The organism is Chryseobacterium sp. GVT01B, from assembly GCF_019970045.1.
In the GTDB taxonomy this organism is placed as follows: domain Bacteria; phylum Bacteroidota; class Bacteroidia; order Flavobacteriales; family Weeksellaceae; genus Chryseobacterium.
This window is the reverse complement of the sequence record NZ_JAHXYI010000012.1, coordinates 15,502-32,093: the sequence shown is the minus strand read 5'-3', so window position 1 is coordinate 32,093 and position 16,592 is coordinate 15,502. Positions and strand designations below refer to the sequence as shown.

Here is a 16,592-nt window from a genome sequence, read left to right as displayed (position 1 = left end):
TATATTCTAAAAATAAACATTTAAAGTTTTACTTGGTGCATCATAGTTATAAGGGTAGGTTTTAGGTGGCAGAGATGTTTTGGCTCCGGCCTCTGGCTGTCCTGTACTTAATATCCATTTTGTGTTGTCCTGCGGGCAAATAATAGCAATATTGTCCTTTACTTCAAGGGTTGTATTGTTATCAGGACATATGTGGGGAGCGTTTCTGTCGTATACCTTAAACCCGCTTGCAGTTCGCACAATAATCAGTCCTCTGGTTCCGGATTGCTGTTCATTCACATAAATCCAGCCGTTAATATTGTTCAAAGCGTAGTAGGCAGGCAGGTTTAGATTAAGAGATACATTAATGGGAGTATTGGGGAAGCAGCTCACAGTATCTTCTCTGCTTCCACAAGAGTTTATAGTTAAGTTACTGAAAATCAATAAGCTGAAAATAGATATGATTGAAAAAGTTTTTTTCATTTCAATTTAAATTTTTATATATTTGTAAAAATTAAACGATTACAACACGAAAACATTGTCCGGCAAATGTCGGATTATTTTTTTATACTAAAACTAAATTTTGAAAATTATGGCAAGCTATGTAACTAAGGAGGGCCTAGAGAAAATGAAAGCTGAGCTGGAACAGTTGGAAACTGTAGAGAGACCAAAAATCACTCAGCAGATCGCGGAAGCAAGAGACAAAGGAGATTTGTCTGAAAATGCGGAATACGATGCGGCTAAAGAGGCTCAGGGGATGCTTGAAATGAGAATTTCTAAGCTGAAAGACGTTATCTCTACTTCTAAAATTATAGACGAAAGCCAATTAGATACTTCAAAAGTTTCCATCTTAACAACAGTGAAACTTAAAAATAATGCTACCAAGCAAGAGCAGGTATTTACATTGGTACCAGATAACGAAAGTGACCTGAAGACAGGAAGAATTTCTGTAAACACGCCTATCGCAAAAGGTCTGTTGGGGAAAGCGGTTGGTGAAACTGCCGAAATTACTTTACCGAACGGAAACAAACTGTCTTTTGAAGTATTAGACATTTCTTTATAGTCTGATACGGTTTCTATTTCTAAACTTCTAAATATCTAACCCTAACTTCTGATAAAATGAGCACTATATTCACAAAGATCATCAACGGCGAGATTCCCTCTTATAAGATTGCAGAAAATGAAAACTTTATTGCATTCTTAGATGCAATGCCTTTGGTGAAAGGACATACTTTAGTAGTTCCGAAAAAAGAAGTGGATTTGATTTTTGATCTTGAAAGTGAAGAATACAAAAACCTTTGGGGATTTGCCCAAGAGGTAGCCAAGAAGATCAAAACTGCAGTTCCATGTGTAAGAGTAGGAGTAGCGGTAGTAGGACTCGAAGTTCCTCATGCACACATCCATCTGATTCCTTTAAACAAGATGGAAGACATGAATTTTAGAAATGAAAGATTAAAATTAACGAACGAAGAATATACAGAGATTCAACACTCAATTATTAATTCTTAACAATCAGAAAATCGTAAAAAAGTAATTTTTTACGATTTTCTTTAACATATACATATATATTATATCATATGAACTCAAACCAATGTTCTTTCTGTGGCAGAAAAAGAAATGAAGTACAGATGCTGATTTCTGGCCAGAATGGTTTTATTTGTGAAAATTGTATAGAGCAGGCGCACGCAATTGTAAAAGATGGTGCATCCAAAACAGGATATTCACCTGCCGACAGTATGGCTGAACTTAAAAAGCCGAAAGAGATCAAAGAATTTCTTGATCAGTATGTGATCGGACAGGATCAGGCAAAAAAACAGCTTTCTATTGCTGTATACAATCATTATAAGAGATTACTCCACGCTCAGGATGAAAACAGAGAAGTGGAACTTGAAAAGTCAAATATCATCATGATTGGGGAGACGGGAACAGGTAAAACTCTTCTGGCAAAAACTATTGCCAGAGAATTAAATGTTCCTTTCTGTATCGTAGATGCTACTATTTTAACGGAAGCAGGATATGTAGGAGAAGATGTTGAAAGTATTCTGTCCAGACTTCTGATGGTAGCAGATTATGATGTGGAAAAAGCGGAGAAAGGAATTGTTTTCATCGATGAGATTGATAAGATTGCAAGAAAATCAGACAATCCAAGTATTACAAGAGACGTTTCAGGAGAAGGAGTACAGCAGGGATTACTGAAACTGCTGGAAGGAAGCATCGTGAATGTTCCGCCGCAGGGAGGTAGAAAACATCCGGATCAGAAATATATCCAGGTGAATACTCAGAACATCCTGTTTATTGCTGGTGGTGCTTTTGACGGAATTAAAGAGATTATCGAAAGAAGAATGAACAAGCAGGCGATAGGTTTCAGTTCTGAGAAAATCAATAAAACAGACGAAGACGAATATATATTAACAAATATTAATGCAATTGATCTTCGTACTTTCGGATTAATTCCGGAACTTTTAGGAAGATTTCCAATCATCACTTACCTCGATAAACTCACGAAAGAGACGCTGGTAAGAATTATGAAAGAGCCAAAAAATTCAATTGTGAATCAATTTGTGGAACTTTTCAAGATGGATGGTACGGATTTGGTAATAACAGATGGTGCAATTGAAAAAATCGTAGAGGAAACTATTGAAAAAGGATTAGGCGCAAGAGGGTTGAGAGGTACCACCGAAAAAGTTCTAGAAGACTATATGTTTTCAATAGGAGAGGACAAAGAGATCGTTTTGACGGAAGATAATGTTTTGATTAATAGATAAAATATTTTTTTTTTAAGAAAAATAATAATACCTTTGCGGGTGAAGATTGTATTAACACACAAATAATTTATACAATGAGAAAAAGTTTATTTGCTATAGGTCTTTTAGCAATTAGTTACTCTGTTCAGGCGCAGATACTATGTCATGTTGACACTAATGCTAATATGTATGTGAGCGAAGGCACCCTAGTTTATAGTGGTGGAGGTGTACAGACAAAAGGTAATGGTCTTTTGGATGTACATGGAAATATTATGGTGGTAGGATCTGCTACAGATAGTTTTAAGACAATTGATGGTGCCGGAGCTGATAAAACAGACGGTGGAAATATCATCTTAAGGCTTAATACTCCTGCTTCTTTTGCTACTTCCACGTACGGTCAGCTGTACATTGACGGACTATCCCAATCCAACATTTCAGGTATCGTAACCAAAGAATACAGAACTACAAGTAACGGTAGCGGTAATTATTTCCAGCAAGTTGCTTTGCCTTTCTCTGGTAAAGCTTATAATTCATTATCTACTGAGGTTGGTAAAACTTTCAATACTGGAAGATATGACAATCCAATTCTTAAGTGGGATAATGCTAATGCTGTTTCTATTACTACTTTGAATCTAGCTCCTACCTCGACTACTTGGGATGCTTCAGGTTATTATATGCTTAAGGTTAAAAATAACGACTGGAATCCAAGTGCTCCTGCAACAGGAAACGTATTCAATATTAACGGGAAACCATATGCTCCATATGCGGGTGCTGTAACATTACAGAACGCAGGGAAGTCTAATTTGGGAACCTCTAATGTTGTATTCGGAACGAATGGTAATGCTCTGAACCAATACAATGAGAAGTACAATACTTATCTTGATGATAGTTTTGAGTTTACTACAAATCCATGGGCTGCTACATTTGGTCAAAACTTCTACCAATTCGGAAACCCTTTCCTTACCAATTTAGATTTAGCTAATATTGGATATACTGAAAGTGTTACAGGATCTGACGGAAATGCAGTGAGAAATATCTGGGGTATTGAATATGATCCAGGTACCATCGTTACTCTTCCAAGTGGTTCTACTTATGCTACAGCTGCTAAGGTAGTTACTTTCTTACCTACTGGTGATGGAGTAGCTCCAGCTATTGGTGACGTAGACTTACTTGTAATCAAACCTATGCAGTCATTTAAAATAAAGTTGAGAGACAATACAGCTCAGACTTTAAATTTTAATACACTGAGAAGATTCAAGTCAACTGCAAGAACAGCAGGTATCAACTATGATGTAACAGCAGCTAAAATGTCTACTGGTAAGAATACAACCAATACTGTAAAACAGCTTGGTGTAATCGGTCTTGATGCTAATGGAAAAGAACTTTCCAGAACATACTATGTTGTTTCTCCAGGATTAACAACAGGACACCAGATTTCTGCAGCAACTTCAGTTCAGTCTTCAGCTGGTAAAAACATCATCGGTACTTTTGAAGAGTCATTGAATGGTGGGTATGATAATAATAATACTAACTATTGGTTATATATTAACGAAGCTAATGAAAATAACTTCCAGGGTAAAAATGTTAAGTTAGTTAACTATTACCTTGATCAGGTGAAATCTTATAAATTCGAGATCAGAGAAAATGCAGCGCTAATCCCAGCTGGTGCACACCAGTTATCTTCAGGAGTTGGATTCTATTATAAAGCCGAAAACGGAAACTTAATAGAAGCTAAACAAGGAGATGTTGTAGCGGTAACAAATGAGGAGGCTAATTTGTATTATGGAGAACCAAGCAATATTACTTTAGCAGTAGAAAATAAACCTACTGCATCAAGAACACTTGTAGTGTATGATCCATCTATTACAAATTACATTGTAAGATTTGATCCAAAATGGAAAAAAGCAGATATTCAAGTTTATGATATGAGCGGTAAACTAGTAATCTCTAAAAAGGCGGTTGATGCATCCAGAGATTTTGTAATCGAGCTTGATGGCTCAGTTAAAAATTCATACGTTGTAAAAATCGTTTCTGATAAGGGAGAAACTGTTAACACTAAAATCTTAAAATAAACCACATGAAAACTATTAATAAACTAGTATTAGCTCTTTTTCTTTTTGCTATAACTTTCGCAAATGCAGCCCCACCACAACCAGCTCCAACAGGAACCGGAAATGGAGGGAATGGTACCGGAGCACCTGCACCCATTGATATGTACGTATATGTACTTGGTATTGTAGCAATTGCATTTATTGTTTACTTTACAAAAAAGTACAAGAGCGTAAAAGCATAAAATTTTATTAAAATAATATTAAACTCTCTGATTAATCAGAGAGTTTTTTTATTTTTACTCTATGAAAAAGATTTATACGCTATCTGCGGTTTTGGCCGCATTTGCTCTGCAGGCTCAATTTACAGTTACCATTCAGACTCCGGCAGACTTTAAAGATCAGGACGCTATTCTATATACATTAAACGGTTCAAAAGATATTATTGTTACGAAGGAACAGAGTAAGAATAGTACGTGGACTTTTAAATACCCAAGCAGCTATATGGGAATGATGAAAATCTATTTCCCGGGCTCTAATAATACCGTAAGCTTTATTTCTGAAAATAAAAATGTCAATATTAAACTGGATATCCAGAATAATAAAGTTAAAGATGTTACATATCTGGATGAAGCGAATAACCTGATGAGCAAGCAGCAGGAAGGTTCACAAAAGAAAGAGCTTATTTTGCCGGCTTTAGCACAGATCAAAGAATATTATAAAGATAATACAGACTTTGGAAAAGCACTGAAAATAGAGATCGACAGACTTTCCGGTACTTCCAGCTCTATTGATGCTGCTCAACATCCATTTATTACCTATTATAACACGAATTACAGTAAATTTATTTCCCCTTCACAAGATGTTGCCAAAAAAGTAGATCAGGAGGAAATAATCAACTTTCTGGACAAGTCAAATGATATGCTGGAAACTTCATCATTACTAAGACCAGTATTGGTATCTTACCTGAATTCCGGGGGGAATACTAATGTTACTGCTTCTGTTGACAAACTATTAGACCGATTAAAAGTGGAAACTCCAAGAGGTCAGACTGTTTTATCAGAACTGATCGATATTTTTGATGTATATGAGATGGATGAATATAAGAGCAAATATTTGTCGCTTGCCAAAAATCTTAAGTGTACCATCAATGACAGACTTGCTTCTACATTGAAATCGAACGCTAATATTGAAATGGGAGCTGCTTTCCCTAATTATAAATTCCAGTCGCCTGTAAATACTACAGCGAAGTCGTTATACGATATAAAGGCTGATAAAAAGGTTATTGTGTTTTGGTCATCCACATGCTCACACTGTGAAAGCGAACTTCCGAAACTTCTGGAAAAATACAATGAGCTGAAATCAAAGAATATTCAGGTTGTAGGGTTTTCTTTAGATGTTGACAAAAACTCTTATACTAAAAAGATTGCTGCATTTCCTTGGGTGAATGACTCAGAATTGAGAGGATGGAACAGCAGTTACACGGACATGTACAATATTCATGCAACTCCGACGTATTTTATTTTAGATGCTAACAATAAGATTATCAACAAACCAGATCACGTTGGAGATGTTTTGGAATATTTTAAGTTAAAATAATTTTGGAGGTAAAGAAATATTTTCTATATTTGCACCACCAAAACGGCGAGGTAGCTCAGTTGGTTAGAGCGCAGGATTCATAACCCTGAGGTCACGGGTTCAATTCCCGTCTTCGCTACAAAAAACCGCAATCATTGATTTAATGATTGCGGTTTTCATTTTTTAGAATAACTGAAAATCTATCTTTTTATTTCTTCCCAATTTTTTCATTATTGTCTTTCAATAGAAAATTAAGGGATGATCCGGCTTTTGAGCTTATCCTACTCTTTATCGAAATTTTTTTAAGATAGAAGGTTATTATTTCCCATGTATTCGCTTTCTTACAGGTTTTTTTTGATGGATCTGTTTATTTATGATCTTAGGTTCTCTTTTTGCAGAGTAAAGGCTGTAATCAATGAATTTTACTAATTGGATATGTTGAAAGTGTGACTAATCTCAGATATCATTATAAAAAAGCCGTTCTACAATCTGTACAACGGCTTTTATTTTTTTTATCTAAATTCTTTATCAGACCTGATATCCAAGAAGCTTTCTGATTTGATAGAAGAATCTTTCAATCAATCGGAGATCTTGTGTTACGATCTCTGCGCTGCCTCTGAGTTCTTTATCGAATGTAAGCGTTTTGTTATAGCTGGTTTTTAATCCTTTTGGCAAAATAACATCTACGTAATAATTTCCTTTATCATCAGGAATAAGAGAGATATTCTGTACTTTTCCTTCGATGATTCCGTATTCCTGGAATCGGTAGTTATCAAGCTTAATCAATACTTTTTCGCCTGGAATTATTTTTCCTGAGTTGGTTGTAGGAACAGACATTCTGCCTACCAACTGCTCTTTATTTTTAGGAAGAATAGAAACGATAGGTTCACTCACCTTTACAAACTGATTTTCACCAAAAAACTGCTGGAAACTGGCAATACCATCCGTAGATGATATGACAAGGTAATTCAGCTCCCACTGTTTTAAAGATTTTCTCAGTTGCTCAAGAAGCTGTAAAGTTTGTGAAGAATATGTAATTCTGTCTTTTTCTGTATTAATGGCAGTTCCGCTTTTAGTCTTGTTAAGATTGGAAATACCCTCATCCATTTGTGAAATGGTGATGTTAAGATTTTCAAGATTTTGCTGGGCCTGAAGATATTTGATCTTTTCATTTTCAAGTTCCATAGCTGAAATAACTCCCTGATTGAAAAGTTCCTGAGACCTGTTGAAGTTTTTCTTGGTCAGATCATATTTTATAGATTCCAGGTTTTTCTGTTGTTTTAAGGTAGCTATTCTTACGCGGTATTCAGAAATACTCTGATTGGCTGCCAGGTTTTCCGGAGCATAAGGCTGTAATCTTGTAAAAAGGGCTTCATCCTGAAATGCTTTTGCAAAACTGTTGTATTCACCCTGTAATTCCCCCAATTTGAACCTTGAAGCCTGGGCCAGAGGGAAGTTATATAAATTATCAGGAGTAATGGAGTCTATCAGCTTTTTAAGCTCTAGAATGTCCTTATAATTGGCTGCAGACTGCATTACCATCAGAACATCATTCTTTTTAACTTCCTGATGGTCTTTTATGAATATTTTTTCAATTTTGGAACTTGTCCTTGCTTCGATTTTCTCCGGAGGATTCTGAGAAGTTACAATAATAGGTGCCGGTACAAATTCCGGATATTTTATAATGTAACTCATTAGGAGAATCAACAGGAGAATAATAAATATAACGGTATTTCCCCAGCGTATCATCCAATGAGGAGGCTGGGTAAGAATATCCTGAACGCTTTCTGAGCGAAGTTCAATATTGTCTAAAACGTCTTCTTTCATTTTTCTAAGATAAAATTTCCCCCAATATTTCAGGGGGAATATAATTTAACCAAATGGGCAATTCCCGTCGTACCACGATGGTGGTGAAGTATCAGCATCCGGTGGACATGCAATATGATGGATACGGCATGGCATCCAGCTGCCAAGACACCAAGAACCACAACAATTGTTGTCCGGAATAACTACACCTCCGCTGACAAATGCCAGATCTTTTCTCGAAAGTTTTTTTAGATTTTTCATGATTAAAATTAGTTTTTGTTTTTCCTACTCTATAAGCTTTTCGGTTCCGCTATATGTTTACTAGCTTCCTAGTTCAAGCTGGTTTCTTACAAGTCTGTAATATTCTCCTCTTAAATCTACAAGGTCTGCATGGCTGCCTTCTTCTACAACTTTCCCCTGATCCAGCACGATAATTTTATCCGCATGTCTTACTGTAGAAAGTCTGTGGGCAATAACTACCGCTGTTTTCCCTTTGAAGAACTGCTCAAGGTTTTCCATGATCACTTTCTCATTATTGGCATCCAGTGCTGATGTAGCTTCATCAAACAAAATATATTCAGGAGATTTGTAAACGGCTCTTGCAATGAAGAGTCTTTGTTTCTGACCGCCGCTGACTCCAACACCTTCATTTCCGATTTTCGTATTATAACTTAACGGAAGGCTTTCAATAAATTCTTTAATGTTGGCTATTTCTACAGCACGTCTCAGTTTTTGTTTGTCAATATGGTCTTCACCTACAGCAATGTTATTGGCAATAGTATCGTTGAATACATAGCCTTCCTGCATTACCACTCCGCAATGATCTCTCCAGTATCTTGGCGAAATATTCTTCATATTGGTGCTCCCGATTCTGATTTCACCCTGATCAGGATCATAAAACTTCATTAAGAGTTTCAACAAGGTCGTTTTTCCACTTCCACTGGCTCCTACAATAGCTGTAGTCTGCTGATAAGGAATCGTAAGGCTTAAGTTTTCAAAAACCGGAACATCGGAACCAATATAACGGAATGACATATCCCTGATCTCGATATCTTTTTTTGGAACATCTGTGACGTACTGTTCATTTTTATCTTCCTCATCATCTTTATCATGAATTTCTCCTAATCTTTCAAGGGAGATCTTAGCATCCTGAGTCTGCTTGATAAAGTCAATAAGCTGAAGAAGAGGGCTGTTCAACTGTCCAATGATATATTGTACAGAAAGCATCATTCCTAAAGTCAGGTTACCACTTAAAACCAGTTTTGCAGAAAGGAAACTTACCAGAATATCTTTCATTTGGTTGATAAAGTTACCTCCAACAGACTGCCATTGTTCTAATGAAAGAGATTTTATTCTGATCTTAAACAGTTTTACCTGGAGAAATTCCCAGTCCCATCGTTTTTGTTTTTCAGCATTATGCATTTTAATTTCCTGCATACCGTTGATAAGTTCAATCACTTTACTTTGTTCCTGAGAGACCTGAGAGAACCTTTTGTAATCAAGTTCTTTTCTTTTTTTCAGGAAGAAACTGATCCAGCCAATATACAATACAGCCCCAACAAGGTAAACAATGAATAATCTGTAATCATAAAACAGCAAAACAATACTGAAGATAATAAGATTCACCAGTGAGAACAGGGTATTTAAAGATGAACTTGTAAGCAGCTGCTCGATTCTGTGGTGGTCATTTATTCTCTGCATGATATCTCCGGTCATTCTCGTATCAAAGAAACTTATCGGAAGCCTCATGAGCTTGATAAAGAAATCGGAGATGATGGAAATGTTAATCCTTGCCGAAAGATGGAGAAGAATCCAGCTTCGTATGGTTTCAATTCCCATTCTTCCAAGGAATAGCATAATCTGTGCAAGTAAAACTACATAGATAAAATTAATATCCTGGTTCTGGATCCCGACGTCTACAATACTTTGGGTAAGAAACGGGAATATCAGAGATAATAAACTTCCTCCCAAAAGACCTATGGCCAACTGGATCACAAGTGTTTTATACTTAAGGAGATATTTGGAAAGAAATGTAAAGCTGGCTTTACTTTCTTCAGCATCAAATTCAGTCTGGAAAAAAGCCGGTGTTGTTTCAAGAATCAGGACGATTCCCTCTTCTGTATTTTCGTTTGCATTTTCTCCGATCCAGGATTTGATGAATTCTTCTCTTGTATAAGTGATCAGTCCATAACTGGGGTCCGAAATATATACTTTGTTATTTTTGTCAATTTTGTATACAACAACAAAATGGTTTTTATTCCAGTGTGCTACACAAGGGAAAGGAACCTCTTCTGTGAGGGTATTGAAATCAATCTGGACTCCCATCGACCGGAATCCGAGATTTTCTGCTGCATCGCTTAGTCCAAGAAGGCTGCTTCCTTCACGTGTTGTTTCGGAAAGGTTACGGATTTGCTGCAGGGATATACTTTTACCATAATACTTACTTACGATCCTGAGACATGTAGGGCCGCAGTCTTTGGTATCTGGTTGCTTATAAAAAGGAAACTTTTTTTTCAAAACTACTACTCATTATAAAATGCCGTCAGCGCGTGACGACATTTACTTTAATTCAATTATAATTCAATGAAATGGTAAACCGCAAATAGTCCCATTGGTCACTGTTTTTCTGCTCTTTTACACCTTCTCAGATGTTGTTTTTGTTTTTCCTAAGATAGTGAAATTTTCAAATGAATGATATTATTTACTAAATCTCATCATCTTCTATTAATTCATCAATAAAAAACAAAATATCTTCACGATCATACTTGTCAGGGAATTGGTATCCATTGATGATAAAAATAGGGGTGAAGTTTAATCCTGCATTGCTGTTTTCGTTAGACATCTCTACCAATGGATTCAGGTTTTCCGAGGTGACATTTCCTCCGGAAAGCGCATTGATTTTGCTTTCGTCCTTAGTTTCAAACCATTCTTCTACAGCGTGTAGAAATTCTTTTTCAGGCTTGTTGTGGTAAATATGAGTTAAGTCTGAAATAAGTTGTGTATACTTTTCAGGAGCTCTTTCAGGGCTGTAATTGAATCTCATCTGTAAAGAGATATTATCAGGATATTTTTCCAAGAGACTTTCTGCCAGTTTATGAGCATCTTTACAGAAACCGCAATAGGGATTGGAAACGATAGAGATACGAAGCTTTGCATCTTTTTTTCCAACAGCAAAAGTTTCTGTGTTCTGGAATTCAATTTTTGGATTCTGTTCCATCTGATTTTTGAAAAGCTCATAATTTCTTTTGAATCTAAGGTTTTTTGCATTAGACTTTTGAAGTGCTTCTTTTTGCTCAAGAAGAGTATTGAAATAAATAACAGCAGAGAATACCAGAGCCCATAGAATGACAGTTAATAAGAGTGTTCCCACACTGAAAGAGAGGTTCTCAAAAAATAAACTGCTTACTACTATCTGTGCAACAAGGATTGAAATAATCAAAAGGCAAATTCTGCAAAACGTTTTTTCTACAAATGCCTGAATGTATAGAGAATACCCTATGGCAAGAACAGAAACAAAAGTAAATCCTTTTACAATATAAGCTGTAGCCGGTAAAAATAACCCCAGCACTGCAAGCCCAGCAAAATAAATCAGAGAAAAGTCTGCAAATTTTAAACCCAGAATACTGGTTTTATCCTGCTTTATGATTTTATCACATGAGTTGGCTGTCTGGTTGGCAGCAGCACTTCCGCCACCACAGATACTTCCGATTACAGTAGATGTATTTCCGAATTTCTGATTGAAGATTTCAAGTGAAATATATACTCCAGCCAAAGAAAGAAGATTGAATAAGGCTTCGTAAATGGTTTGGCTTATAAATGAATAAGCAAGAACAGCTGCAAAAATTAAATAAAGAACCGGTTTGAAATTGAAAGCCAGTTTATTTTCTGCATTTTCTGTTTTTTCAAACAACAGTACAAAATCAGTTGATTTGGTATAAAGTTCTTCTTTACCGAAGGTTTTTGCTTTTTCTGAGTATACTGAATAATTGCTGCCTGACTTTTTTACGAGAGAGAATGAATTTTCAACAATGGCAATAAATTCTTCCGGAAGTTCGTCCCAATATTCTTTGTCAAGCTCATAAGCATCATTTTTCACCCCCATAAAGTTAAGCGTATCACTGAAAGCCAACGCAGATGGATAGTTGGGATGTGAGTTGAACTGGAAAATGAATTCCTGTTTATCGAGTTTTAGGTGGTTAATTAGTTTGTCAAAAATCATGTTAATATTTTTATCTAAAATACACAGATGTTTTAAATATACAAAAATTTTTTTCTTTTATTAGTGAGATATAAACGGCTGTTGGTAGATTTGATTTGACTTTCAATATTTTATTTCACAAAATCTGGGTTCCAAATTCGATTCTAAGATATGATATTCTAATACAATCCTATAATTTTATTGCTGCTTCGGCGTAGAATTTATTCATAGAATTATTTGATAAAACAAGAGTTTTAGCTGGGAAGACTGAATTTTCAGAAGAGTTGCTTTTAAAAGAAGAAGGCCCGATTCCGGCTGGCAGGTATTTTAAAGTTTTCATGGTTATAGTTTACATAAAATTTCACCTGCAGGAAACAATGGAGCCTTGCTTTGTAACAAAGTATATTTAGTTTTTACATGTAATAAAGCTGCATTAGGATGTTATTGGAAAGATATTCGATGCGGAAAGCCCATTGAAATAAAACGATATAATGACAGTTATCTGGAAATTCCTGTTTTTGAAAAAATAGACAAACTGAAATAATAAGTCTATTATTTTCTGATTAAAATATCCTGAAATTTTTGAATATAAATAGTAGAAATATACCATGAAATACAGCGGATAACTCCAATTTTTAAAACGATGAAAACAGGGTGAAAACCGAATGTTTTTTATCTAAACAAATGTTTGATTCTATGGTGATTTAATAGGCTATAAGAGTTTAAATGATGTTTTTTGTATTGAATGCCCGTGTTGATTGCGATTTGTAATGATGTGGTGTAAACTCAAAAAAACTTAAAAAGTCATAAAGTTTTCATAAAGTTTTAAAAAAGGAGGTAAATGTTTTTGTATTTATAAAATATGTCGTACTTTTACATCGCCTTGAATGAGGGAACAAGTCAAGGTAATAAATTTTTTTTCATCATTTGTGTTTTTAGAATCGTATCGCCTGATACGATTCTTTTTTTATTTATTTTTCATAGTTTAAGAGAAGATCTATAAAGTAAGAATAGGTGACAGAACCTTCCTGCTGATTGCTTTTCAGGAAGAGGTTATTGGTGTATCCAAAAAAATCATCCAGCCAGCCCTGATGACTGAGTACAAAATTCTTTTCATACATGCGGTCTCTTTTCATGGCAGGAGAATATCGATGAAGAACATTCTTGACGAACTCCGGATCTTCTTCCACAATAAACCTTAAAAGGCTTTTTAAAGTAAAAAACTCAGTGCTGTATCTCAATTCCTTATTACTGGAATGAACTCCTATTAAATACCCCACGAAATTAGCCTCCTGTTCTCTGGCAAAACCAAGCTGATGGGAACTTTCATGCGCCGTTGTGAAAGGGATGAAGGTAGAAGGTAATTCAGCATTATATTGAGCTTCTGCAGTAAAAGGGTTGTAGTATCCCAAAATACCCGTAAAACTCATTACATTTTTGAATAAACTGGGTTTAATATCCAAAATCTGAGGTGCTTTTTTATTGGAAATATAAGAAGGTAATTTTGCCTGTTGATGCAGAATTTCCTGTTGTATAGAACTAAGGTTCGTAATGATGAATACACCTTTGTTATCTTCATGGACAGATTGTCTGGTTGCTTTGCATTTTTCAAGATAAGCAAGAGCCAGTTTCTTGGCTTTTTCCACATCCGGCTCTTTCTGGCTTGAAAGTTTCTTGATGATAGGTGTCTGGAAATACAGCATTCCCCAAAAGATCTGATAGATAAAGTAAAAAATATTGATGATGATCAGAATTCTGAGCATAGAATCATGTCTTCGCTGCTTTCTGAATAGCATGATGAAATAATACAAAAGGAAAGCACCCAATACAATATATATAAGATCTCCCATAGAAAATGGAATCCAGCTGAACAATACCTGATGTGTTCCTTTTTGAAGTTCAAAAAAGCTTTCAAAAAACGAGATCATCACCCCGGATTTTGAGCAGACATAAAACAAAAGAAATTGGGCAAGTAATACACCTGCCCAAAACCTTTTCTTTTTATATATTGTTTTCGTTATATTAATGACCATTACCTTTAGATACTTTATCAAGATCAATGCCCTGGGCTTTTAGAATCCCACTCACACGGATCGCATAGAATGCAAGATAAGCAAAACAAATAACCCCTACGATATAACTGAAATGAATATTTGTAATATCAGCAATATACCCTTGAATAAAACTTACGATACCTCCACCCATAATCATCATAATAAGATATCCGGAACCTTGATTGGTGTGTTTTCCAAGTCCGTTGATGGCAAGTGCAAAAATACATGGCCATAAAGTAGAGCAGAAAAGACCTACACTGGTAAACGCATATACAGATACCATTCCTGTAGTGAACATTCCTACCAATAAAGCGGTAATCCCAGCCAATGAGAAGATCAAAAGCATTCTTGCCGGGTTTCCTTTACTTAAGATATCACAGATAATCATTGCAATAATAATGAATCCATATACATAGAATGGAGACAAATCATGCTTCGCAATAGCATTCACGAATAGAAATACACCAAATGCAAGATAAGGAGCTAAGAACCTTAAAATCTTTTTGAACCCGGCATTTACATCAAATGCTTCTACAGCACCTGTCCACCGGCCAATCATCAATGATGCCCAGTATAAAGAAATATAAGGAGCTACATCTTTGGTTTCAAATCCTAAGTTTTTTTCCATATAAGCCGGAAGGTTACTGGCAGTGGAAACTTCTACCCCTACATACACGAAGATCGCGATCATTCCCATCACCAGTTGAGGATACTGAAATGCTGATTTTCTGTGCTCTCCAGGAGTTGAATCATCTGTGTTTTCGGTATTCGTTGGAGTTACAGCAGGAAGAGAAGAAAATTTAAGCATTAAGGCTACAAGAGCAAAAGCTGCTCCTAATATCAGATAAGGAGTTTTTACACTTTCTATACTCGCTTCCGTGTTGCCTGCGCTTGCAGAACCAAAAATGGCAAATGCAACAATAAGGGGTCCTATTGTAGTCCCTAAGTTATTGATTCCCCCAGCCATTGTTAATCTTTGAGATCCCGTTTCTGTAGGACCTACTTCAATAGCAAGCGGGTTGGCAACAATCTGCTGAAGAGAGAATCCTAAACCTACAATAAATAATCCGGAGATCATTAAAGGGAAAGAATGCATATTGGCTGCCGGATAAAACAACAGGGTTCCCAATGCGGAAATAAGAAGCCCTACAATAAGGCCGTTTTTGTACCCGATTTTATTGATCAAATCCTGTTTCAGGCTCCTTGATACAATCATATAAATTAAAGAACCTACAGTATACGCTACATAAAAGCATATCTGTACCAGCATACTTTCAGTTTGAGATAGATTGAAGGCTTTTTGAAAAACGGGGATCAGAATATCATTACTGGCTGCTACAAATCCCCAAAAGAAGAATACAGTAACCAATGGAATGAATTGGGCCCAATTGGTTTGTTTAGAATAATTTGACATATTTATTATAGATTTCACAAACAAATATAACTATTTCCTTTCAACGGAATACCTGATTAAGGTTTTTTTTATTTCTTCGTAAGCCTCTGCCTTTAAGTCTTTTGGCGAATCGGTAGGCTCAATGATTCCGTTGAAATACACCTTTACTCTTCCGGGATAGCCTTTTGAGTTTTCAAAAGGGAACATTTCTTTCAGTCCGATAAAGGTATAAACAGCGATAGGAGAGTTATGTTTTGAGGACAGCATAAACGCTCCGTCCTTAAAGTCATCCAGGATGATAGAAGTGTCGTCCGGTACACCGCCTTCAGGAAAAATGGCAATACTGTTGCCTTCCTCCATCTTTTCAGCACATCTGCGGTATACATCCGCACGGCTTTTAGCGCTCGTTCTGTCTACCATCACACATATCCTTTTATAAATGGTTCCGAAAATAGGAATCTTTACCAGTTCTTTCTTCCCTACAAAACATATCGGATGATCGGGAAATACAATGCAGGTAAGCATAATATCCATGATGGATGTATGATTGGAGATAAAAACATAAGGTATACTTTTGTCTTTCTCCTGTTCTGAAAGTTTAATGAGGTCATATCTGAAACCCATTCCGTAAAACATTCCGAAACACCAGAGCCTGACGAGTTTATAACCGTATTTATAATGTTTTTTGTTAAAAGATAAAATATAAACAGGGATCCCAATAGTAACTGTCAGAAAAAATGCTAACAGCAGCAGCCAGAATCTCCAGAGATAATTTAAAATTTTTGTCACAGC

General features: G+C 35.9%; 13 protein-coding genes and 1 tRNA gene. 7 read left to right on the top strand and 7 right to left on the bottom strand.

Features of this window, described 5'->3' with window-relative positions:
* Positions 1–6: 6 nt before the first annotated feature.
* The gene (locus LC457_RS22370; RefSeq protein ID WP_223601807.1) at positions 7–462 is read right to left on the bottom strand and encodes a hypothetical protein; all 456 of its coding nucleotides are present in this window, start codon (positions 460–462) and stop codon (positions 7–9) included.
* Between the two features lie 109 nt (positions 463–571).
* On the opposite strand from LC457_RS22370, the gene greA reads away from it, so the two are divergent.
* The 7 genes from greA to LC457_RS22335 all read left to right on the top strand — a co-directional run bounded on the left by greA (position 572) and on the right by LC457_RS22335 (position 6,488).
* The gene (greA, locus tag LC457_RS22365) at positions 572–1,042 is read left to right on the top strand and encodes a transcription elongation factor GreA (protein WP_047420150.1); all 471 of its coding nucleotides are present in this window, start codon (positions 572–574) and stop codon (positions 1,040–1,042) included.
* Positions 1,043–1,098: 56 nt separating this feature from the next.
* The gene (locus LC457_RS22360) at positions 1,099–1,488 is read left to right on the top strand and encodes an HIT family protein (RefSeq protein WP_047429226.1); all 390 of its coding nucleotides are present in this window, start codon (positions 1,099–1,101) and stop codon (positions 1,486–1,488) included.
* A gap of 68 nt (positions 1,489–1,556) precedes the next feature.
* On the top strand, positions 1,557–2,744 hold the full coding sequence (gene clpX, locus LC457_RS22355; protein ID WP_047420145.1) for an ATP-dependent Clp protease ATP-binding subunit ClpX: 1,188 nt from the start codon (positions 1,557–1,559) through the stop codon (positions 2,742–2,744).
* Between the two features lie 74 nt (positions 2,745–2,818).
* Positions 2,819–4,795 carry a T9SS type A sorting domain-containing protein gene (locus tag LC457_RS22350; RefSeq protein WP_223601806.1) on the top strand — a complete coding sequence of 659 codons (1,977 nt, stop codon included), beginning with the start codon at positions 2,819–2,821 and terminating at the stop codon, positions 4,793–4,795.
* A gap of 5 nt (positions 4,796–4,800) precedes the next feature.
* Complete coding sequence (locus tag LC457_RS22345; RefSeq protein ID WP_223601805.1) at positions 4,801–5,016, top strand: signal peptidase; 216 nt, start codon at positions 4,801–4,803, stop codon at positions 5,014–5,016.
* 61 nt (positions 5,017–5,077) lie between these two features.
* Positions 5,078–6,370 (top strand): TlpA disulfide reductase family protein, encoded by a 1,293-nt coding sequence (locus LC457_RS22340; RefSeq protein WP_223601804.1) that lies wholly within the window; start codon positions 5,078–5,080, stop codon positions 6,368–6,370.
* 44 nt (positions 6,371–6,414) lie between these two features.
* Positions 6,415–6,488: transfer RNA gene (locus tag LC457_RS22335), tRNA-Met, on the top strand.
* A gap of 389 nt (positions 6,489–6,877) precedes the next feature.
* Here LC457_RS22335 and LC457_RS22330 read toward each other — a convergent pair.
* From LC457_RS22330 to LC457_RS22305, 6 genes are all read right to left on the bottom strand, one after another.
* A complete protein-coding gene (locus LC457_RS22330; RefSeq protein WP_223601803.1) occupies positions 6,878–8,176 on the bottom strand; it encodes an HlyD family secretion protein in 1,299 nt (432 codons plus the stop codon).
* A 300-nt stretch (positions 8,177–8,476) separates the two neighbouring features.
* Complete coding sequence (locus tag LC457_RS22325) at positions 8,477–10,672, bottom strand: peptidase domain-containing ABC transporter (protein WP_047420135.1); 2,196 nt, start codon at positions 10,670–10,672, stop codon at positions 8,477–8,479.
* Between the two features lie 187 nt (positions 10,673–10,859).
* Positions 10,860–12,374 carry a thioredoxin domain-containing protein gene (locus tag LC457_RS22320; RefSeq protein ID WP_223601802.1) on the bottom strand — a complete coding sequence of 505 codons (1,515 nt, stop codon included), beginning with the start codon at positions 12,372–12,374 and terminating at the stop codon, positions 10,860–10,862.
* Between the two features lie 950 nt (positions 12,375–13,324).
* Positions 13,325–14,281 (bottom strand): DUF3810 domain-containing protein, encoded by a 957-nt coding sequence (locus LC457_RS22315; RefSeq protein WP_308116432.1) that lies wholly within the window; start codon positions 14,279–14,281, stop codon positions 13,325–13,327.
* 94 nt (positions 14,282–14,375) lie between these two features.
* Positions 14,376–15,821: an MFS transporter gene (locus LC457_RS22310; protein ID WP_223601800.1), complete on the bottom strand. Its 1,446-nt coding sequence runs from the start codon at positions 15,819–15,821 to the stop codon at positions 14,376–14,378.
* Between the two features lie 30 nt (positions 15,822–15,851).
* Complete coding sequence (locus LC457_RS22305) at positions 15,852–16,589, bottom strand: 1-acyl-sn-glycerol-3-phosphate acyltransferase (RefSeq protein WP_223601799.1); 738 nt, start codon at positions 16,587–16,589, stop codon at positions 15,852–15,854.
* Between the last annotated feature and the right edge of the window lie 3 nt (positions 16,590–16,592).

What these genes read in the sequence shown, in the direction of transcription:
- LC457_RS22310 (WP_223601800.1), bottom strand. Translation starts at nt 15,821, where the DNA reads ATGTCAAATTATTCTAAACAAACCAATTGGGCCCAATTCATTCCATTG.
- LC457_RS22370 (WP_223601807.1), bottom strand. Translation starts at nt 462, where the DNA reads ATGAAAAAAACTTTTTCAATCATATCTATTTTCAGCTTATTGATTTTC.
- LC457_RS22340 (WP_223601804.1), top strand. Translation starts at nt 5,078, where the DNA reads ATGAAAAAGATTTATACGCTATCTGCGGTTTTGGCCGCATTTGCTCTG.
- LC457_RS22330 (WP_223601803.1), bottom strand. Translation starts at nt 8,176, where the DNA reads ATGAAAGAAGACGTTTTAGACAATATTGAACTTCGCTCAGAAAGCGTT.
- LC457_RS22345 (WP_223601805.1), top strand. Translation starts at nt 4,801, where the DNA reads ATGAAAACTATTAATAAACTAGTATTAGCTCTTTTTCTTTTTGCTATA.
- LC457_RS22320 (WP_223601802.1), bottom strand. Translation starts at nt 12,374, where the DNA reads ATGATTTTTGACAAACTAATTAACCACCTAAAACTCGATAAACAGGAA.
- LC457_RS22360 (WP_047429226.1), top strand. Translation starts at nt 1,099, where the DNA reads ATGAGCACTATATTCACAAAGATCATCAACGGCGAGATTCCCTCTTAT.
- greA (WP_047420150.1), top strand. Translation starts at nt 572, where the DNA reads ATGGCAAGCTATGTAACTAAGGAGGGCCTAGAGAAAATGAAAGCTGAG.
- LC457_RS22315 (WP_308116432.1), bottom strand. Translation starts at nt 14,281, where the DNA reads ATGATCTCGTTTTTTGAAAGCTTTTTTGAACTTCAAAAAGGAACACAT.
- clpX (WP_047420145.1), top strand. Translation starts at nt 1,557, where the DNA reads ATGAACTCAAACCAATGTTCTTTCTGTGGCAGAAAAAGAAATGAAGTA.
- LC457_RS22350 (WP_223601806.1), top strand. Translation starts at nt 2,819, where the DNA reads ATGAGAAAAAGTTTATTTGCTATAGGTCTTTTAGCAATTAGTTACTCT.